Origin of the sequence: Enterobacter cloacae complex sp. P12RS (assembly GCF_014895875.1) — a bacterium.
Classification (GTDB): domain Bacteria; phylum Pseudomonadota; class Gammaproteobacteria; order Enterobacterales; family Enterobacteriaceae; genus Enterobacter; species Enterobacter bugandensis.
Map to the genome: position 1 here is coordinate 94,181 of NZ_JADBQO010000002.1, position 20,455 is coordinate 114,635.

The 20,455-nt window shown below is 54.6% G+C and carries 19 protein-coding genes and 1 other RNA gene; 11 read left to right on the forward strand and 9 right to left on the reverse strand.

The features are described 5' to 3' along the window. Positions 1–11 precede the first annotated feature (11 nt). Genes agaF through kbaZ form a run of 5 tightly spaced genes read right to left on the reverse strand, consistent with a single transcriptional unit; the run spans position 12 to position 3,921 of the window. Entirely contained in the window at positions 12–446 is a 435-nt protein-coding gene (gene agaF / locus IM284_RS00850) for a PTS galactosamine/N-acetylgalactosamine transporter subunit IIA (protein WP_047367065.1), read from the reverse strand. A 16-nt stretch (positions 447–462) separates the two neighbouring features. Next, complete coding sequence (agaE, locus tag IM284_RS00855) at positions 463–1,341, reverse strand: PTS N-acetylgalactosamine transporter subunit IID (protein WP_047367066.1); 879 nt, start codon at positions 1,339–1,341, stop codon at positions 463–465. Further along, entirely contained in the window at positions 1,331–2,110 is a 780-nt protein-coding gene (gene agaW, locus IM284_RS00860) for a PTS N-acetylgalactosamine transporter subunit IIC (protein ID WP_028014525.1), read from the reverse strand. Before agaW ends, agaE begins: the two co-directional genes overlap by 11 nt. Positions 2,111–2,120: 10 nt before the next feature. Further along, positions 2,121–2,594: a PTS N-acetylgalactosamine transporter subunit IIB gene (agaV, locus tag IM284_RS00865; RefSeq protein ID WP_028014524.1), complete on the reverse strand. Its 474-nt coding sequence runs from the start codon at positions 2,592–2,594 to the stop codon at positions 2,121–2,123. Positions 2,595–2,613: 19 nt separating this feature from the next. Next, positions 2,614–3,921, reverse strand: coding sequence for a tagatose-bisphosphate aldolase subunit KbaZ (gene kbaZ / locus IM284_RS00870; RefSeq protein WP_047367067.1), 1,308 nt, complete (start codon positions 3,919–3,921; stop codon positions 2,614–2,616). 239 nt (positions 3,922–4,160) lie between these two features. On the opposite strand from kbaZ, the gene IM284_RS00875 reads away from it, so the two are divergent. Then, positions 4,161–4,964: a DeoR family transcriptional regulator gene (locus IM284_RS00875; RefSeq protein WP_047367068.1), complete on the forward strand. Its 804-nt coding sequence runs from the start codon at positions 4,161–4,163 to the stop codon at positions 4,962–4,964. A gap of 47 nt (positions 4,965–5,011) precedes the next feature. Here the strand turns inward: IM284_RS00875 and garD are convergent, their stop codons facing one another. After that, a complete protein-coding gene (gene garD, locus IM284_RS00880) occupies positions 5,012–6,583 on the reverse strand; it encodes a galactarate dehydratase (protein WP_047367069.1) in 1,572 nt (523 codons plus the stop codon). Positions 6,584–6,941: 358 nt separating this feature from the next. Here garD and garL point away from each other — a divergent pair, with 358 nt between their 5' ends. The 8 genes from garL (at position 6,942) to pflB (ending at position 16,644) form a co-directional block, all read left to right on the forward strand. Next, on the forward strand, positions 6,942–7,712 hold the full coding sequence (garL, locus tag IM284_RS00885; RefSeq protein WP_028014520.1) for a 2-dehydro-3-deoxyglucarate aldolase: 771 nt from the start codon (positions 6,942–6,944) through the stop codon (positions 7,710–7,712). A gap of 21 nt (positions 7,713–7,733) precedes the next feature. Next, positions 7,734–8,624, forward strand: coding sequence for a 2-hydroxy-3-oxopropionate reductase (gene garR, locus IM284_RS00890; RefSeq protein ID WP_047367070.1), 891 nt, complete (start codon positions 7,734–7,736; stop codon positions 8,622–8,624). Positions 8,625–8,683: 59 nt separating this feature from the next. Next, positions 8,684–9,060, forward strand: an RNA gene (gene rnpB / locus IM284_RS00895) — RNase P RNA component class A. A 688-nt stretch (positions 9,061–9,748) separates the two neighbouring features. After that, the gene (tdcA, locus tag IM284_RS00900; protein ID WP_045260099.1) at positions 9,749–10,669 is read left to right on the forward strand and encodes a transcriptional regulator TdcA; all 921 of its coding nucleotides are present in this window, start codon (positions 9,749–9,751) and stop codon (positions 10,667–10,669) included. A 96-nt stretch (positions 10,670–10,765) separates the two neighbouring features. Continuing rightward, the gene (gene tdcB, locus IM284_RS00905) at positions 10,766–11,755 is read left to right on the forward strand and encodes a bifunctional threonine ammonia-lyase/L-serine ammonia-lyase TdcB (protein ID WP_047367120.1); all 990 of its coding nucleotides are present in this window, start codon (positions 10,766–10,768) and stop codon (positions 11,753–11,755) included. Positions 11,756–11,764: 9 nt separating this feature from the next. Further along, complete coding sequence (tdcC, locus tag IM284_RS00910; RefSeq protein ID WP_047367071.1) at positions 11,765–13,096, forward strand: threonine/serine transporter TdcC; 1,332 nt, start codon at positions 11,765–11,767, stop codon at positions 13,094–13,096. A 29-nt stretch (positions 13,097–13,125) separates the two neighbouring features. After that, positions 13,126–14,334, forward strand: coding sequence for a propionate kinase (tdcD, locus tag IM284_RS00915; RefSeq protein ID WP_047367072.1), 1,209 nt, complete (start codon positions 13,126–13,128; stop codon positions 14,332–14,334). A 15-nt stretch (positions 14,335–14,349) separates the two neighbouring features. Continuing rightward, positions 14,350–16,644 carry a formate C-acetyltransferase gene (pflB, locus tag IM284_RS00920; RefSeq protein WP_047367073.1) on the forward strand — a complete coding sequence of 765 codons (2,295 nt, stop codon included), beginning with the start codon at positions 14,350–14,352 and terminating at the stop codon, positions 16,642–16,644. Between the two features lie 56 nt (positions 16,645–16,700). On the opposite strand, the gene IM284_RS00925 is transcribed toward pflB, so the two are convergent. From IM284_RS00925 to IM284_RS00935, 3 genes are read right to left on the reverse strand one after another with little or no spacing between them, the layout of a single operon-like run. Further along, positions 16,701–17,186, reverse strand: a complete 486-nt coding sequence (locus IM284_RS00925; RefSeq protein WP_048338835.1) for a type VI secretion system tube protein TssD — start codon at positions 17,184–17,186, stop codon at positions 16,701–16,703. A 21-nt stretch (positions 17,187–17,207) separates the two neighbouring features. After that, the gene (locus IM284_RS00930) at positions 17,208–17,525 is read right to left on the reverse strand and encodes a DUF1493 family protein (RefSeq protein ID WP_047367074.1); all 318 of its coding nucleotides are present in this window, start codon (positions 17,523–17,525) and stop codon (positions 17,208–17,210) included. Between the two features lie 2 nt (positions 17,526–17,527). Further along, positions 17,528–17,977, reverse strand: a complete 450-nt coding sequence (locus IM284_RS00935) for an STM2901 family protein (protein ID WP_045260104.1) — start codon at positions 17,975–17,977, stop codon at positions 17,528–17,530. A gap of 334 nt (positions 17,978–18,311) precedes the next feature. Here IM284_RS00935 and IM284_RS00940 point away from each other — a divergent pair, with 334 nt between their 5' ends. Together IM284_RS00940 and IM284_RS23280 are read left to right on the forward strand one after the other, a co-directional pair. Continuing rightward, positions 18,312–19,643, forward strand: coding sequence for an amino acid permease (locus IM284_RS00940; protein WP_047367075.1), 1,332 nt, complete (start codon positions 18,312–18,314; stop codon positions 19,641–19,643). 20 nt (positions 19,644–19,663) lie between these two features. Continuing rightward, a partial coding sequence (locus tag IM284_RS23280; RefSeq protein WP_370552110.1) for a serine dehydratase subunit alpha family protein occupies positions 19,664–20,455 on the forward strand: 792 nt, incomplete at its 3' end.

Here is a 20,455-nt window from a genome sequence, read left to right on the forward strand (position 1 = left end):
AAGTAACCGGATCATATTCCTTCCTCTACGGGGGCTTCCTCGCGACAGCGACCAAGCTCATCCACCAGGCTGGTCAGGCCGCGGTGGCCGCACTCCAGTGCCTGCAGACGAAACGCTTCGCTACTTAATCCGTCACGTTCCAGCACCATTTCCAGCAAAAGCTGCAGGTTGGTGCCGGTAATCACTTCGCTACCCGGTCTTTGCATCGCGAGCGTCGAGGCCACGCGAAACGGCGTGCCGCCGAGAAGGTCGGTGAGGAAAATAATATCCTGCTCTGGGTCCAGCTCACTCACCGCCTGCTCAAGCTGAGCGGTCAGCCTGGCAGTGGTGGAGTTTTCCGGAAAATCGATGGCGATAAACTGCGGCTGCTCGCCAAGGATCTGCCTCATCGCCTGTTCAAGCCCGCTGGCAAAGCCGCCGTGACCCGTCAAAATTATGCCTAACATCGCAACCTCTTTGCTTTTACAGGAAGTGACAGAATTTACCGACAACGCCCAGCACCACGGTGATACCGATCAGCCGCAGCGGGCTCCAGCCGCGGCGCACCAGCCAGAACATGGTCAGGGTGTAGACCAGCGGCAGGAACGCGGGCATCAGCTTGTCGATCACGTCGGTTTGCAGTTTGACGACCGCATCACCCGCCTTGATTTCAAGCGTCGTATTGAGTCGGACGTAGGTCGCCACCAGCGCGCCGATCACCGTCATCCCGACAATAGAGGCCGCGTGGCCCACCTTTTTGGTGTTGGCTTTGATCAGCGGAATGGCGGCAACGCCCATTCGGTATGCGTAGTGCGCCAGGCCAAAGCGCAGGCCGAGATGCACCACGTTGAACAGCACGATAAAAACCACCGCGCCAAGAATGGAGCCTTGCAGTGCCAGGCTGGCACCAATACCGCCGCAGATGGGTAACAGGGTCAGCCAGAACATGGCGTCACCAATGCCTCCGAGCGGGGCACCGACCGCAATTTTGGTGCTCTGAATGCTGTTTACATCCTGCTTGGAACGCTCCATTGCCAGAATAATGCCGATAACGAAGGTCACCAGAAACGGGTGGGTATTAAAGAAGCCCATATGACCTTTCATCGCCCGCGCCAGGTCCCGCTTATTGGTGTGGATCTTTTTCAGCGCGGGCAGCAGCCCGTACAGCCAGCCGGAGGCCTGCATACGTTCATAGTTAAACGAGGCCTGCAGCAGCATGGAGCGCCAGGCCACGCGGTTAATGTCTTTTTTGGTCAGCTCCGCGCCAATGGTCTGGTCTTCATAGACGTTTTCATTCACGCCGCTCAGCAGCGTCTCTTCACTGACAGACGCGCCCGGCAGGGTGGTTTGATTAGATGCCATCTTCAAATTCCTCTTTCTGGGCCGCAGGCGCCGTCGGTTCAGGCGATTTACGCAGCAGGTCGATCAGCGCCATCGCCAGCGCCGCTGCGGCAATCGCCAGTACCGGAAGCTTCAGCCAGGCCGCGGCGACAAAACCGATAATGAAATAAGGGATGTAGACGTTTTTCATCATGATCTTCAGCAGCACGGCGAAGCCGATCGCTGGCATGATGCCGCCCGCGACGCCGAGACCGTCAATCAGTCGCTCCGGCAGGATAGCAATGGCGGTTTTCGCGTGTTCAGCGCCAAAGTAGATGGGCAGAAACGCGCACAGGAAATAAAAAATGCCGAGCGCCAGCAGCGCCAGATAGTTGACTCGCTCTATGCCGTCGGTGTCCGCGTTGGCCGCCATGCGATCGCAGCGGGACATTACGCCGGACATCACGGAGAAGAGAAAGGTGATCCCCATCTGAACCGCCACGGCAAACGGCACCGCGACCCCAACGGCGACATCCGGCTTCACGCCCGTGGTGATGGCAAACGTGGTGCCGACGATGGTGCCGATAATCACGTTTGGCGGTTGCGCGCCCGCCAGCGGCGCCAGACCCATCCAGACCAGCTCTAAGGTACCGCCGGTCAGGATCCCGGTATGCAGATCGCCCAGTATCAGGCCGACCAGAGGACCAAGCACCACCGGGCGGTGCATGTGTGTTAAGCCGTTAAACATATCCAGGCCCGCGATAAAGGCAAGAAGCCCCAGCGCGAATGCCTGCAACAGACTGATTTCCATTGTGAATCCCTCAAAGCAGTTTAAAGAGATCCAAAGCGGTCTCTGTTGGGACGCCCTGAACAAAGCATTCCACCCCGGCCGCTTTCAGGCCGTTGAACGCAGCGATATCGTTCGCGTCGACAGAGACCGTTTTGGCAATTTGCTGTTTGCCACTGGCGTAGTGCATGTTTCCGACATTGATACGGGTGATGGGCACGCCGCCTTCAACCAGCTTCAGAAAATCGGCGGGTGATTTGCAGACCAGCAGAATTTTCTGGCGGTCAGCGGCGCGGTGAATGTTGTCGATCACTTTTTGCAGCGACCAGAAACGCACGGCGATCCCTTCCGCGAGCACCATTTCCATCAGGTTTTGTTGAACCGGATCGTCTGCAACCTCGTCATTTGCCACCAGCACCAGGTTTGCCCCCGCAAACCCCACCCACTGCACGCCCACCTGTCCGTGGATCAGGCGTTCATCAATGCGGCATAAGACAATGTTTGGCATAGCGTTTTCCTCTTTTTAATTATGCGTGTGGAGTCGTTACGCCTTCGCAGGCGGCATGGTACTGCTGGAGTATGTCCTGAATGTGGTCAATGATGAGTTCCCGCGGCGTTGACTTGAGAGCGCCCTCGCGAACTTTGCTGTACTGCAACGGCAAATACTGGCTGATAAGCGGCAGCGGAATGGGTTCGTCTGCCAGATTGCGCACCAGTCGTTCAAAGGCATCGTCAATCTGGCTGTCCGGCCAGTAATAGCGCACGCGGTCGGAGTAGCTGTAGCCGCGGGCCAGGCGTCGGGCGTTGCCGTCACCGTGATAGTGGCTTTGCCAGTATTCCGGGCGATCGAGCATCACGTTTTCCAGAACGTGACGCAGGCCCGAGCTGGCTTTCGCCGGGAGCAGTTCTTCTTCAATGGCGGCCAGCGAGAACAGCGCTTCACGCAGGGCAAAGGTCAGGGCAGGGCCGACTTTTAAAATAGCGAAGTGATCGTTCACCAGCTGGCGCAGCGCCTGTTGCGTCTGGTAATCGGTAGAGTGTGCTTCAAATACCAGCGTGTCATATGCTTCAACCATCTTGCTCAGCGCGACGGCTTTATGTGGCTGATAGTCACAAACGTGCGCATGGTCGAACTCAACGCCGGGCTGAACCACCAGGCCAATAATGCGCGGCCAGATGTCGCTTAATCCTTCCTTCTCGAATGCATGGCGGTGTGCCTCAAGCGTGGCGCGCGCCGCCTCTGGCGTCGTGACCTCAAGCTCGGTCAGCGTTTCGTGCGCGCCGCCGGGAACCGGAACTTCCGTGCCGATAACGTAGACCAGATCGGCTACACCAAATTGCTCAAGACAGGTTGTTTCGGCAATTTTTGCCAGACGCGCGGCGCGCCCGGCAACGATCGCATCGGTTAAAGGAACCGGATCGTCTTCGCAGGACATGCTGCAATCGAGGTGAATTTTTTTAAATCCGGCCGCCACGTAGTGCCTGATCAGATCGTCGGCGTTCGCCATCGCCTGCAAAGCCGGCAGGTTTTGCCAGCGGTTGGGCCCTAAATGATCGCCGCCGAGGATCAGCTGCGAAGTTGGGAAACCAAGCGATTGCGCCAGCTTACAAACGAACCCGTGAAAGTCGGCGGGGGTCATGCCGGTATAGCCGCCAAACTGATCCACCTGGTTTGAGGTGGCTTCAATCAGCAGTGGCGTTTTGCGTGAATGGGCGTAACGAATGGCAGCTTCAAGTACCAGTGGATGTGCGGAACAGACGGCATAAATCCCGTTTGCATTCCCCCGTTTATGTTGTTCCACCATTTCTGTCAGATGTTTCACTTTCCTCTCCATTTCGGATGGTAATGATTTTTATCTTTCGTTTTGTTTCATTTAATCCTGCATTATGGCGGTGTAAAAATAAAACGAAAGATAATGGTTTTCCGATCTGTTTCACAAAAGAAACACAATGAAAGGTTTCAGCTGTTCACAGGCTTGCATATGTCCTCCAGACAGCGCTTGCATTCGCTAAAAAGAAAGGCGTTAATAGACAAAACGAAATGAAATGAAAGTTTATTGATTAAGGATCTCGTATGAGCAGCAGCGATTCATCCGCAGAGAAGCGCATCACCGGCACCAGTGAAAGGCGGGAGCAGATCATTCAGCGGTTGCGGGCGCAGGGAAGCGTGCAGGTTAACGATCTGTCTCATCTGTACGGCGTATCGACGGTGACGATCCGTAACGATCTGGCGTTTCTGGAAAAGCAGGGCATCGCCGTTCGTGCCTACGGCGGGGCGCTGATCTGCGAAGGGAATGCGCTTGGCATCGAGCCTTCCGTTGAGGATAAAAGCTCGCTCAATACGGCGGTGAAGCGCAGCATCGCTCAGGCCGCCGCCGCGCTGGTGAAGCCGGGGCACCGCATAATTCTGGATTCGGGCACCACGACTTTTGAGATCGCTCGTATGCTGCGCCAGCACTCGGATGTCATTGCGATGACTAACGGGATGAACGTGGCGAATGCGTTGCTGGAAGCAGAAGGGGTAGAGCTGCTGATGACCGGCGGTCACTTGCGGCGTCAGTCGCAGTCCTTCTACGGCGACCAGGCGGAACAGTCCTTACAGAATTATCACTTTGATCTGCTGTTCCTGGGCGTCGACGCTATCGATCTCGATCGCGGTGTGAGCACGCACAACGAGGATGAAGCACGCCTGAACCGCAAAATGTGCGAGGTGGCAGAGCGTATTATTGTCGTGACCGACTCCAGCAAGTTTAACCGCTCAAGCCTGCATAAAATCATTGATACGCAACGGATAGATATGATTATCGTTGATGAAGGTATTCCGGCGGAGAGTCTGGAAGGATTACGGAAAAGCGGGATTGAGGTGGTGTTGGTTTAAGATTTTTTACCCTCTCCCCTATGGGGAGAGGGAAGGCTGAGGGGCCATCACGTCACCGGCGCCGGGTTAAATACCGCCAGCTGGTTATGCAATCCCCACTGGTCCGAGAAAGTTTTCTTCCTCCCGCTCGCTACGTCCAGAATAAAATGGAACAGCTTCCAGCCCACGTCCTCAATACTCTCTTCCCCGGTGGCGATGGTGCCCGCGTTGATATCCATTAAGTCATACCAACGGTTTGCCAGCTCGGTGCGCGTCGCCATCTTGATCACCGGGACCGCCATCAGGCCGTACGGCGTGCCGCGCCCGGTGGTAAAGACCTGCACCGTAATACCGGATGCGACCTGCTGCGTGCCGCACACAAAATCGCTGGCCGGCGTTGCCGCGTAGATCAGGCCGCGTTTCGTCGGGCGCTGTCCCGGAGAGAGCACCTCTGCAATGGCGCTCTGACCGGATTTGGCGATGGAGCCGAGGGCTTTTTCCACCACGTTTGCCAGGCCGCCTTTCTTGTTACCGGGAGAGGGATTGGCGCTGCGGTCTGTTTTGCCCATATCGAGATAGCTATCGTACCAGGCCATTTCCTCCAGCAGGCGCCTGCCGACCTCTTCATTAACGGCGCGCGGCGTCAGCAGGTGGATGGCGTCACGGACTTCGGTCACCTCGGAGAACATCACCGTGGCGCCGCAGCGAACGAGCAGATCGGACGCATAGCCCACCGCCGGGTTGGCCGTTACGCCGGAGAAGGCATCGCTGCCGCCGCACTGGGTTCCGACCACCAGCTCCGATGCCGGGCACGTTTCGCGCTGGCGGCGGTTGAGCTTGTCCAGATGTCGCTCTGCCACCTGAAGAATATCGTCGACCATTGAACGAAAACCAACGTGGCGCTCGTCCTGCAGGCGCACGATGCTGGCCCCGTCTGCCGGGATGGCTTTGACATCCTCGGTGCCCTGAAGCAGGCGCTCTGGCTGCAATTTTTCACAGCCGAGGCCAATGACCATCACCTCGCCGCCAAAGTTCGGATTCAGGGCGATATTGTGGATAGTACGGATCGGCACGACCGCCGCGGGCGCGTTGATCGCTACGCCGCAGCCGTACAGGTGGTTAAGACCCACTACGCCGTCGACGTTCGGGTACTTTGGCAGCAGATCGCGTTCAATGATTTTCACCACGTAATCCACCACGCCCGCCACGCAGTGCACGCTGGTGGTAATGCCGAGCAGGTTTTTGGTGCCGACGCTACCGTCCGCATTGCGGTACCCTTCAAAGGTATAGCCCTCCAGCGGCGGCAAAGCTTCAGGAACGCGGGTCGCCAGCGGAAGCGTATTCAGCGGCGGTGCTTCTGGCAGCGCCACCAGCGACTCCTCAATCCAGCTACCCTGCGGAATAGCGCTTACCGCATAGCCGATGACTTCGCCGTAGCGTACGATTTCACCGTGGGCAGGAATATCGACCAACGCGACCTTGTGCCCCTGCGGAATATGCTCAATTAGCTCCAGCCCGTCCGGGAAGCGGGTGCCTGCTTTTAAGCCATTGTCGTTGACAATAATCGCCACGTTATCCGTATCGTGAACCTTAATATAAAACGCCGTCGGGGGTGCCTCTCTAATTGCAATATCGGTCATTATTCACTCTTCTCCGGCAAAGTTTCAGCTATGAAAAATAACTCGTTGGATAATCGTTTTCTTAACGTAGAAATAAAGCATGTCAGGAGAAGAAAAGTGAAAATGTGATCGCGATCGTTTCAGGCGGACTAATCCTTGATTCTGTGCATTAGCGCCCACTGCTTTGTGCATATGCTCAAAATAGCATTGAGATGTAACGCAATACTTGAGCATCAAAACAATGTGCTGACGTGTAGAGCCGATTATACTGAATGACGATTTTATAACGCCACCATTCAGTCAGAGAAATAAATATAAAGAATCTGTTCTGGAATAAATATTACTGGCTAAAACTGCGGAATTAAAAAAGGGTTAAGTGATGAATAACGATATCTTCCCGAATAAGTTTAAAGCTGCCCTCGCGGCGCACCAGATTCAGATTGGCTGTTGGTCCGCGCTGGCAAACCCTATCAGCACCGAAGTGTTAGGCCTGGCCGGATTCGACTGGCTGGTGCTGGACGGCGAACACGCGCCGAACGATATCAGCACCTTTATTCCGCAGCTGATGGCGCTGAAAGGTAGCCCCAGCACTCCGGTAGTGCGCGTGCCAACTAACGAGCCGGTGATTATCAAGCGTCTGCTGGATATCGGTTTCTACAATTTCCTGATCCCGTTTGTGGAAACGGAAGAACAGGCGGCGCTGGCCGTGGCCTCAACGCGCTATCCGCCGGAAGGGATCCGCGGCGTCTCGGTATCGCACCGCGCCAACATGTTTGGCACCGTGCCGGACTATTTCGCCCAGTCCAATAGCAACATCACTATTCTGGTTCAGATTGAAAGCCAGCAGGGCGTTGATAACGTCGATGCGATTGCAGCCACAGACGGCGTGGACGGTATCTTTGTCGGTCCAAGCGATCTGGCTGCGGCGTTTGGGCATCTGGGCAACGCCAGCCACCCGGACGTACAGCGCGCAATCCAGCACATCTTTGCCCGCGCCAAAGCGCACGGCAAACCGTGCGGCATTCTGGCGCCGGTTGAAGCCGATGCCCGCCGCTACCTGGAGTGGGGAGCCACGTTCGTTGCCGTCGGCAGCGACCTCGGCGTGTTCCGCTCAGCGACGCAGAAATTAGCGGACGCTTTTAAAAAATAACCATCATTGAGGAAACAGATTATGACGCTGAAAGTGGGTTTTATTGGTCTTGGGATCATGGGTAAACCAATGAGTAAGAACCTGATTAAAGCGGGTTACTCACTGGTGGTATCCGATCACAATCCACAGTCTGTGGCTGAGGTGATGGCGGCGGGCGCGGAAACAGCTACTACCCCTAAAGCCATTGCTGAGCAGTGCGATGTCATCATCACCATGCTGCCAAATTCCCCTCACGTCCAAGAGGTCGCGCTTGGGGAGAACGGCATCATCGAAGGTGCGAAGCCAGGCCTGGTGCTGATTGATATGAGCTCTATTGCCCCGCTCGCGAGCCGTGAAATCAGCGAGGCGTTAAAAGCGAAGGGCGTAGAGATGCTGGATGCGCCCGTCAGCGGCGGCGAGCCGAAAGCCATCGACGGTACCCTGTCGGTGATGGTGGGCGGCGATAAGGCCGTGTTCGACAAATACTATGACCTGATGAAAGCGATGGCAGGCTCCGTAGTGCATACCGGAGACATTGGCGCGGGCAACGTTACCAAGCTCGCGAACCAGGTGATTGTGGCGCTGAACATTGCCGCCATGTCTGAAGCGCTGACGCTGGCAACGAAGGCGGGCGTCAATCCGGACCTGGTTTATCAGGCAATCCGTGGCGGTCTGGCGGGCAGTACGGTGCTGGATGCCAAAGCGCCGATGGTGATGGATCGTAATTTCAAACCCGGTTTCCGAATTGATCTGCACATCAAAGATCTGGCGAACGCGCTGGATACGTCTCACGGCGTGGGTGCACAGCTGCCGCTGACCGCTGCGGTTATGGAGATGATGCAGGCGCTGCGGGCGGATGGCCTGGGTACGGCCGATCACAGCGCGATTGCGTGCTACTACGAAAAACTGGCGAAGGTGGAAGTGGCGCGTTAATAGCATCTTGCCCGCACCTGAGGGTGACAGCGGCGCGCAAACCCTCTATACTGCGCGCCGAAGCTGACCAGACAGTCGCCGCTTCGTCGTCGTCCCTTTCGGGGGAGACGGGCGGAGGGGAGGAAAGTCCGGGCTCCATAGGGCAGGGTGCCAGGTAACGCCTGGGGGGGAAACCCACGACCAGTGCAACAGAGAGCAAACCGCCGATGGCCCGCGCAAGCGGGATCAGGTAAGGGTGAAAGGGTGCGGTAAGAGCGCACCGCGCGGCTGGTAACAGTCCGTGGCACGGTAAACTCCACCCGGAGCAAGGCCAAATAGGGGTTCACATGGTACGGCCCGTACTGAACCCGGGTAGGCTGCTTGAGCCAGTGAGCGATTGCTGGCCTAGATGAATGACTGTCCACGACAGAACCCGGCTTATCGGTCAGCTTCAACTTCTTCCAGAACCCCGCTTCGGCGGGGTTTTTGCTTTTAGAGTTTCGTAGCCCAGGTATGCGCATCGCCACCGGGCAACTCGCACAAACGACATCAATTCTCATATTTGCGACATTAAGCACATTTCACTGCATGACCCTTTCAGGCATCGCTATGCCTACCGCAAACGATCGTTATCACAAAATTTCACCCTAAAAAATGGTGAATTTACAGTATTGTTAATTTGTTGCGAATGTTAACTGAACGATCGCAAATATTTTCTTATTTGATATAAACATATTGAAATTAAAAACATTCAGGCTATGAATGTGTGACGTATTCCACTGTTTATAAAAAGCTGTCCAAAAATCCTCTGCAAAATTTGATAATTTGAAAGAATGTTTAAAAGGAATAACGGTTATTTATTGGCCTTTAATTGTCTGAAAGTTCGTCTTTATTGATTTATTTAACGCAGAGAAATTTATCAAGGTTATCGCCATAAAATAAATTTATTACTGCAGATTTTATTGATCGATATCAGCGTAATGGTGTGCTTTTAATTTTGTATGGCATTGATTATAAAGTATTTTTTAGGTTATTGTTGTGCCCGTAAAATGCGCGGGGAAGCAAATTGTGAGTAACAGCACATACCCCCTGAAACATTATTGGGTAGAATCCGCTGCGTCATAGGGAAATAAGCGCAGAATATTATGAATACTATTATTCTACCGAAAACTCAGCACCTCGTGGTATTTCAGGAAGTCATTAAAAGTGGCTCCATAGGTTCTGCCGCAAGACAACTAGGCCTGACGCAACCCGCCGTCAGCAAAATCATCAGCGACATCGAATCCTACTTCGGGGTGGAAGTGATGGTGCGTAAAAACACCGGCGTAAAACTCACTGCCGCTGGTCAGGTGCTGCTGTCATACGCTGAGTCGATCACCCGCGAAATGAAAAACATGGTGAGCGAAATCAACAGCCTCAGTTTCAGTACCGTCATGGACGTCTCCTTTGGCTATCCGTCGCTGATTGGCTTCACCTTCCTGTCTGAGATGATCAAAAAATTCAGGGAAGTGTTCCCGAAAGCGCGCGTCTCCATGTATGAAGCGCAGCTCTCTTCATTCCTGCCCGCCATTCGCGACGGTCGGCTGGATTTTGCCATCGGCACCCTGAGCGACGGAATGTTGCTTCAGGATCTTCACGTTGAGCCACTGTTTGAATCTGAGTTTGTGCTGGTGGCGAGTAAATCACGAACGTGCACCGGCCCGACCAGACTGGCATCACTTACGCACGAGCAGTGGGTGATGCCGCAAACCGATATGGGCTACTACAACGAACTCCTGACCACCCTGCAAGACAACCGCATCAGCATTGAAAACATCGTCCAGACCGATTCCGTCGTCACCATTTATAACCTTGTCCTGAATGCCGATTATCTGACGGTGATCCCCCGCGACATGATTGCGCCGTTCGGCTCAGACCAGTTTATTGTGCTGCCGGTGGAAGATGAATTACCCGTGGCGCGCTATGCCGCCGTGTGGTCGAAAAATTACAGTATTAAAAAATCGGCGTCAGTATTAGTTGAACTGGCAAAACAATATTCGTCGATGGATATCGATAAACGACGATAGAAATAATTAAGTTTTAAAACACCCGGAGCGACGCTTTTTAACGCTCTGATACCCTGACTTTGCCTGAAAAGAATGAATTATTATAACGAGGATATTATGCACATTACTTACGATCTCCCGGTGACCATTGAAGATATTCAGGACGCCAGAAAACGCCTGGCGGGGAAAATTTATAAAACCGGCATGCCGCGCTCAAATTATCTCAGCGAACGCTGTAAGGGTGAGATATTCCTGAAATTTGAAAATATGCAGCGTACCGGTTCGTTTAAAATACGCGGGGCGTTTAATAAGTTAAGTTCATTGACGGACGCAGAAAAACGCAAAGGGGTAGTGGCCTGCTCCGCAGGAAACCACGCTCAGGGGGTGTCGCTCTCTTGCGCCATGCTCGGTATCGACGGCAAAGTGGTGATGCCGATGGGCGCGCCAAAATCCAAGGTCGCCGCTACCCGCGACTACTCCGCCGAAGTGGTGCTGCACGGCGAGAACTTCAACGACACCATCGCTAAGGTGAGCGAAATCGTCGAGATGGAGGGGCGCATATTTATTCCGCCTTATGACGATGCGAAAGTCATTGCCGGGCAGGGCACCATCGGCCTCGAAATTCTCGAAGATCTTTACGACGTGGATAATGTGATTGTTCCTATCGGCGGCGGCGGCTTAATTGCCGGTATTGCGACAGCAATTAAATCCATCAACCCGACAATCAATATTATCGGCGTACAGTCTGAAAACGTTCACGGCATGGCGGCTTCCTGGCAGGCCGGAGAAATAACCAACCATCGCGTTACCGGCACATTAGCCGACGGCTGCGACGTGTCTCGTCCGGGTAAATTAACCTTCGAAATTGTTCGTGAACTGGTCGATGACATTGTGCTGGTGAGCGAAGACGATATTCGCAACAGCATGATTGCCCTTATTCAGCGAAATAAAGTGGTGACGGAAGGTGCGGGCGCGCTGGCCTGCGCGGCGTTATTAAGCGGCAAGCTTGACCCCTATATTCAGGGCCGTAAAACCGTCTGCATTATTTCCGGCGGCAATATCGATCTCTCCCGTGTTTCCCAAATTACCGGCTTCGTTGACGCATAAAGGTGACCTATGAGCAACACAGAAAGCATTATCGTTGGCCAGACAAAAACGTCCTCCTGGCGTAAGTCTGACACCACATGGACGCTCGGCCTGTTTGGTACCGCCATCGGCGCAGGCGTGCTGTTCTTCCCCATTCGCGCAGGCTTTGGCGGACTGATCCCCATCCTGCTGATGCTGGTACTTGCCTTCCCGATTGCGTTTTACTGCCACCGCGCGCTGGCGCGCCTCTGTTTGTCCGGCAGCAACGTCTCCGGCAACATCACCGAGACGGTGGAAGAGCACTTCGGGAAAACCGGTGGGGTGGTGATCACCTTCCTCTACTTCTTCGCCATTTGCCCGCTGCTGTGGATTTACGGCGTCACCATTACTAACACCTTTATGACCTTCTGGGAAAACCAGCTCCAGATGCCTGCGCTGAACCGCGGCGTGGTGGCGCTGTTCCTGCTGCTGCTGATGGCCTTTGTGATCTGGTTCGGGAAAGACCTGATGGTAAAGGTGATGAGCTACCTGGTGTTCCCGTTCATTGCCAGCCTGGTGCTAATTTCCCTGTCGCTGATCCCGTACTGGAACTCGGCGGTAATCGACCAGGTCAACCTGAGCGATATCGCCTTTACCGGTCATGACGGCATTCTGGTCACGGTGTGGCTGGGGATCTCCATCATGGTCTTCTCCTTTAACTTCTCGCCCATCGTCTCCTCGTTCGTGGTCTCCAAGCGCGAAGAGTACGAGCCGGAGTTCGGGAAAGCATTCACCGAGCAGAAATGTTCCAAAATCATCGGTCGCGCCAGCCTGCTGATGGTGGCGGTGGTGATGTTCTTCGCCTTTAGCTGCCTGTTTACGCTCTCTCCGCAGAACATGGCGGATGCCAAAGCGCAGAACATTCCGGTGCTCTCTTACCTGGCGAACCACTTTGCCTCGATGTCGGGCAGTAAATCCACGTTCGCCACGGTGCTGGAATACGGCGCCTCCATCATCGCGCTGGTCGCTATCTTTAAATCCTTCTTCGGCCACTACCTGGGCACGCTGGAGGGGCTGAACGGCCTGATCCTCAAGTTCGGCTACAAGGGCGATAAGAAGAACGTCTCCGTCGGCAAGCTGAACACCATCAGCATGATTTTCATCATGGGCTCCACCTGGATTGTGGCCTACGCCAACCCGAACATTCTCGACCTTATTGAAGCCATGGGGGCGCCAATTATCGCTTCTCTGCTGTGTCTGCTGCCGATGTACGCCATTCGTAAAGCGCCCGCGCTGGCGAAATACAAAGGCCGGACCGAGAACATCTTCGTGACCGTGGTCGGCCTGCTGACCATTCTGAATATCGTTTACAAACTGTTCTAACCCAAAGCTCAGGAAGAGCGGAGTAACACATGACTGAATTTCCGGTAGTACTGGTTATTAACTGCGGATCGTCCTCCGTTAAGTTTTCGGTGCTGGACGCAGCAGGCTGCGATGCCCTGCTGACGGGCATTGCGGACGGCATCAACACTGAAAAAGCCTTTATTTCTGTGAACGGGGGTGAACCGGTCAGACTGGCTCACCAGGACTACGAAGGGGCACTGGCCGCCATCGCCCTCGAGCTGGAGAAGCGCGACCTGATGAGCAGCGTGGCCTTGATTGGCCACCGCATCGCTCACGGCGGCGATCTCTTCAGCGAGTCGACCCTCATCACGGTAGAGGTCATTGAGCAGATCCGCCTGGTTTCCCCGCTGGCGCCGCTGCATAACTACGCCAACCTGAGCGGCGTGGAAGCTGCAGAGCGCCTGTTCCCCGGCGTGCAGCAGGTGGCGGTATTTGACACCAGCTTCCACCAGACCATGGCGCCGCAGGCGTATCTGTACGGTCTGCCGTACCGCTATTTTGAAGAGCTGGGCGTGCGCCGCTACGGCTTCCACGGCACCTCTCACCGCTACGTGTCCGCGCAGGCGCACGCGCTCCTCGGGCTGTCCCCCGATGACAGCGGCCTGGTGATTGCCCATCTCGGCAACGGGGCGTCCATCTGCGCGGTGCGCAACGGTAAAAGCGTCGATACCTCAATGGGGATGACGCCGCTGGAGGGGCTGGTGATGGGCACGCGCTGCGGCGACGTGGACTTCGGCGCAATGGCGTGGATTGCCCAGCAGACCGGTCAGTCGTTCGAGGATCTGGAGCGCGTGGTCAACAAAGAGTCCGGGTTGCTTGGCATCTCCGGTATCTCCTCCGATTTACGTGCGCTGGAGAAAGCCTGGCATGACGGCAATGACCGGGCGCAGCTGGCGATAAAGACCTTTGTCCACCGCATAGCGCGGCATATCGCCGGTCACGCCGCGTCTCTGCACCGTCTGGATGGCGTGATCTTCACTGGCGGCATCGGTGAAAACTCCACGCTGATCCGCGCGCTGGTGGCGGAACATCTGAAGGTGTTTGGCATCGCGCTCGACGAGGCGAAAAACGCTCTGCCGGGCAGCGCGGGTGAGCGCGTCATCTCCACCGAGTCGTCCCGCGTGACCTGCGCGGTTATCCCTACCAACGAAGAAAAAATGATCGCGCTGGACGCCCTCCGTCTTGGGAAGGTCACCCCGGCTGCGGCTTACGCCTGATAAAGCGAGAATCTGATGAAAGTAACAATCGATACGGGCATCGCGCCCTACAGCGACGCATGGGCCGGGTTTCGCGGTGAAGAATGGAAAAACGCCGTTAACGTCCGCGATTTTATTCAGCATAACTACACCCCTTATGAAGGCGATGAAGCTTTCCTCGCGCAGGCGACGCCAGCAACGACGGCGCTGTGGCAGAAGGTGATGGTCGGCATTCGCCAGGAGAATGCCACCCACGCCCCGGTGGATTTCGACACCAACATTGCCACCACCATTACCGCCCACGGACCGGGCTACATCGACCAGGATCTTGAGACGATCGTCGGCCTGCAAACCGACAAACCGCTCAAGCGCGCCCTGCATCCGTACGGCGGGATAAACATGATCCGCAGCTCGTTCGAAGCCTACGGCCGCGAGATGGATCCGCAGTTCGAATACCTGTTTACCGACCTGCGTAAAACCCACAACCAGGGCGTGTTTGACGTTTACTCCCCGGAGATGATGCGCTGCCGTAAATCTGGCGTGCTGACCGGTCTGCCGGACGGCTACGGGCGCGGGCGCATTATCGGCGACTACCGCCGCGTGGCGCTGTACGGCATCAGCTATCTGGTGCGCGAGCGTGAACTGCAGTTTGCCGATCTGCAGGGGAGGCTGGAGCGCGGCGAAGATCTGGAGGCAACGATCCGCCTGCGCGAGGAGCTGGCGGAGCATAAGCGTGCGTTGCTGCAGATCCAGCAGATGGCGGCGAACTATGGCTTTGATATTTCACGTCCGGCGATGAACGCGCAGGAAGCGGTGCAGTGGGTCTACTTTGCCTACCTTGCCGCAGTGAAATCCCAGAACGGCGGGGCGATGTCGCTGGGGCGTACGGCCTCGTTCCTTGATATCTACATTGAACGCGACATGCAGGCGGGGCGGCTGAACGAGGTGCAGGCCCAGGAGCTGATCGACCACTTCATCATGAAGATCCGCATGGTGCGCTTCCTGCGCACGCCGGAGTTCGACACGCTCTTCTCCGGCGATCCGATCTGGGCCACGGAAGTGATCGGCGGCATGGGGCTGGATGGCCGTACGCTGGTGACCAAAAACAGCTTCCGCTACCTGCATACCCTGCACACCATGGGGCCCGCGCCGGAGCCGAACCTGACGATCCTCTGGTCTGAACAGCTGCCGATCGCGTTTAAGAAATACGCCGCGCAGGTGTCGATCGTCACCTCGTCGCTGCAGTATGAGAACGACGATCTTATGCGCGCCGACTTCAACAGCGACGACTACGCCATTGCCTGCTGCGTCAGCCCAATGGTGATCGGCAAGCAGATGCAGTTCTTTGGCGCACGCGCCAACCTTGCTAAAACGCTGCTGTACGCGATCAACGGCGGGGTGGACGAGAAGCTGAAGATCCAGGTCGGCCCGAAAACCGAGCCGCTGCTGGATGAGGTGCTGGATTACGACACCGTGATGGCGAGCCTCGACCACTTTATGGACTGGCTGGCGGTGCAGTACATCAGCGCGCTGAATCTCATTCACTACATGCATGATAAGTACAGTTACGAAGCCTCGCTGATGGCGCTGCACGATCGTGACGTCTATCGCACCATGGCCTGCGGCATTGCCGGGCTGTCGGTGGCGGCGGATTCCCTGTCGGCGATTAAATACGCCACGGTGAAACCAGTGCGCGACCACACCGGCCTGGCGGTGGACTTCGTCATCGAAGGCGACTATCCGCAGTACGGCAATAATGACGATCGCGTGGACAGCATCGCCTGCGACCTGGTGGAGCGATTTATGAAGAAGATCCAGGCGCTGCCGACGTATCGCAACGCGGTGCCGACTCAGTCGATCCTGACTATCACCTCCAACGTGGTCTACGGCCAGAAAACGGGCAACACGCCGGACGGACGCCGCGGCGGCACGCCGTTTGCGCCTGGCGCCAACCCAATGCACGGTCGCGACAGGAAAGGGGCGGTGGCTTCGCTAACGTCGGTCGCCAAGCTGCCGTTTACCTACGCCAAAGACGGGATCTCCTATACCTTCTCCATTGTGCCGCAGGCGCTGGGCAAGGATGAACTGGTGCGCAAAACCAACCTGGTGGGGTTGCTGGATGGGTACTTCCATCACGAAGCGTCTATTGAGGGCGGGCAGCACCTGAACGTCAACGTCATGAACCGGGAGATGCTGCTGGATGCCATTGCCCATCCGGAGAACTACCCGAACCTGACAATTCGCGTATCCGGCTATGCGGTGCGGTTTAACGCCCTGACGCGCGAGCAGCAGCAGGACGTGATTTCGCGGACGTTTACGCAGGCGATGTGACGCAGGCCAAATAATCCGCCCCCTTCAGATAAGGGGGCTTTTTTGTCTGCTAAAAATCATGCAGATGTTCGTTCATTCCATGCATCAGAAAATTGAATATTGCCATCGCAGTAAGTCCAGATTGCTTTTTCGTATCTCAACTGAATGGATTCAAGATGGCCCGTACCGGGACAGTTACGTGTATCGTTAACAATAGGGGAGATTGATACGACCTTTACACCTTCCAGTTCAGTTCTGAAGTATTCAACTTCCCTTCCCGCATCGTTAATTCGATAATATCTTATCTCAACTTTTTTTAGGTTTTGCCCTGTAGCCACAGCCTTATAAAGATACGGAGATGAACTATCTATCTCCTTCTCGAACAAGAAAGGGGCATGTTTGCGCGTTCCGGTTAATCTCCCGGAAAGAGGATCTGTTGGAATACTTAAATTATGGGTTAACCCTCTAATTTCAACACTCCCTTCCCGATCCTGTACATCACTTGAACCCTTAATAAGTGAGCCGCCATCGTCAAAAAACCAAATATGAACCGGTACAGCCATAAATCATGCTCCTTTCGAAAATCAGTGGTGGATCCATGAGCCTGCTTTTACCGCCTCAGCAAACATTCTTACGGTTAATGGCTTCGATATTTGTTTAACGGGTTCTTGCGTAAACCATTTTCTGAAAAACCAGGTTTGAGTCCAGGGGAAATAGTTTTGCGTGGGCACATTGATAAGATACTTTTTCTCAAACTTCTCAATGACATAAACGATATCATCCAGATCGGTGTAATCCTGTAAAACATCGTCTAACTCGAGCGGGATCCTCTTGCCCGTAAATGTTCCCTGTTCTGGTAAATTTTCCCTGAAGAACTTCAAAACATCATTTTCACTATTCATATTCACCAAATCCGATCTTTAGGGTGAGCAATCGTATTATATCGTGAGAGTGTTTTGTAACTTATCGTTGCAAGATCAGCAGCAAGTATGGTTATCCCCAATGCAGGGATCCATCGACCAATGAATGCACCTAAGTTTTTGGTATACATTGGTTTTCGGTATTTAAAGCTTGCGAGGGTAATCGTAGGTAATCGGTGTGGTAGCTGTACATTCAGAAGATCACGAAGATACTTAGAAGCCACGGAAGTACCTATAGTAGCCGTTTCTGGCTTTGTTCTGGTCTCAAGTATAGGTAAACCAAGGATCATAGTAGCCATCATTACTGCATCTTTTAATCCACCGAACTGTTCATCGGTAGTATCAAGGAAAATCCAAAAAAATAACTCAGACGCCGAGATATTACATACACCTTTATAGAAGTATGTTCCATTGAGCTCTTCAACGGTATCCATATCATAGCCATAATAATAGAGTGGTTTCAGTGATGCTATCGTATAAAAATTTGAAGGCATAAAGTAGAACAATCGTCTTTATAAATTCCTAAAAAAGATCCATTTTTTAAATATATTGATTCTGTGAAATGCGTCACTTTTAGAATTTTTTACCAAACATCATTAAAAATTAGGCGTTTTTTTCTCTAAATTTAGGAAGTCCGCATAAAGATTGTGACTTTTTTCTCCCGCGCTACGGATATGATCTTCCCATACCAACAACACACACCTGCACTCTCTGACTCGCAATCGCTGGCGATCGGAACCTAATAAAAACAAAATAAGCGAGTGCCCAATGAATATGGCAACAAACAGCAGTGTGATTGTGAGTGATTCCCCTGCGGCAAGGCGGGCGGGAATGAGCGAAAGCGAATGGCGAGAGGCGATCAAATTCGACAGCACCGACACGGGCTGGGTCATCATGAGTATCGGGATGGCTATCGGCGCGGGTATCGTTTTTCTTCCGGTGCAGGTTGGATTAATGGGGCTGTGGGTCTTTTTGCTCTCCTCGATTATTGGCTATCCGGCCATGTACCTCTTCCAGCGATTATTTATTAATACGCTGGCGGAATCCCCGGAATGTAAAGACTACCCGAGCGTGATTAGCGGTTATTTAGGTAAAAACTGGGGCATCTTATTAGGTGCGCTCTATTTCGTGATGCTGGTCATCTGGATGTTTGTCTATTCCACGGCTATCACCAACGACAGCGCATCTTATTTGCACACCTTCGGGTTCACCGAGGGGTTGCTGTCGGAAAATCCCTTCTACGGCTTATTCCTGATCTGCATTCTGGTCGCCATCTCTTCGCGCGGTGAAAAGCTGCTGTTTAAAGTCTCCAGCCTGATGGTGCTGACCAAATTATTTGTGGTGGCGGCGCTGGGGCTTTCAATGATCGGCCTCTGGCATTTAGCCAACGTCGGTATGCTGCCGCCGATGGGGTTGCTGATAAAAAATGCCATTATTACGCTGCCCTTTACCTTAACCTCCATTCTGTTTATCCAGACATTAAGCCCGATGGTGATTTCCTATCGTTCACGGGAAAAATCCGTTGAGGTGGCGCGTCATAAGGCGCTGCGGGCGATGAATATCGCCTTTGGCATACTGTTTGTCACGGTCTTCTTCTACGCCGTCTCTTTCACCCTGGCGATGGGACACGACGAAGCGGTGAAAGCCTACGAGCAGAACATTTCCGCCCTGGCGATTGCGGCGCAATTTATCAGCGGCGACGGCGCGGGCTGGGTCAAAATCGTCAGCGTGATCCTCAATATTTTTGCCGTGATGACCGCCTTCTTCGGCGTCTATCTCGGCTTCCGCGAAGCCACGCAGGGGATCGTGATGAATATCCTGCGCCGTAAAATGCCGGCTGAACGTATTAATGAAAGCATCGTCCAGCGCGGGATCATGCTGTTCGCTATCCTGCTGGCCTGGAGCGCGATCGTGTTAAACGCGCCGGTACTGAGCTTCACCTCTATCTGTAGCCCCATCTTCGGCATGGTGGGCTGCCTGATCCCTGCATGGCTGGTCTACAAGGTACCGGCGCTGCATAAATATAAGGGCGTATCGCTGGTGATTATTGTCATCACCGGGCTGCTGCTTTGTGTTTCTCCTTTCCTCGCATTTTCCTGAGGGCAAATAAGGTCGTAACGATGTCTGAGCAAACTCATCCTTTATGGAATCATTTTATTCGCGTAGTGCAGGAAGAAGTTAAGCCTGCGCTGGGGTGCACCGAGCCCGTTTCTCTGGCCCTTGCCTGTGCGATTGCCGCAGAGCAACTGCCCGGCGACGTCACGAAGATTGAGGCGTGGGTATCGCCGAATCTGATGAAGAACGGGCTTGGCGTAACGGTGCCGGGCACCGGCATGGTCGGGTTGCCCATTGCGGCGGCGCTGGGTGCCATCGGTGGCAATGAGCAGGCGGGGCTGGAGGTGCTGAAAGATGTCACCGCCGATGCGCTGGCGCGGGCCAAAGCAATGCTTAACGCCGGTCTGGTGCAGGTGAAATTGCAGGAGCCGTGCGATGAGATCCTCTATTCACGTGCCTGCGTCTACGCCGGTGAGGCCTCGGCCATGGTGACCATTGCGGGCGGACATACCCGCGTGGTGGAGGTGGTTTGTCAGGGCGAAACGCGCTTCAGTCTTGACGAGCGGCAGGCCGAGGTAAGTAACGATCCGCTGGCGGTACTGTCGAACACCACGCTCTCGCAGATCCTGGAGTTTGTGGAGCAGGTACCGTTCGAGGCGATCCGCTTTATCCTGGAAGCAGGGCAACTGAACGACGCGCTCTCTCGTGAAGGGCTTAGCGGGAAGTGGGGGCTACACATTGGCACCACCCTCAATAAGCAGCGCGCACGCGGATGGATGGCGCAGGATCTGGGTTCAGACATCGTTATCCGCACCAGTGCGGCCTCGGATGCCCGCATGGGCGGTGCGACGCTGCCG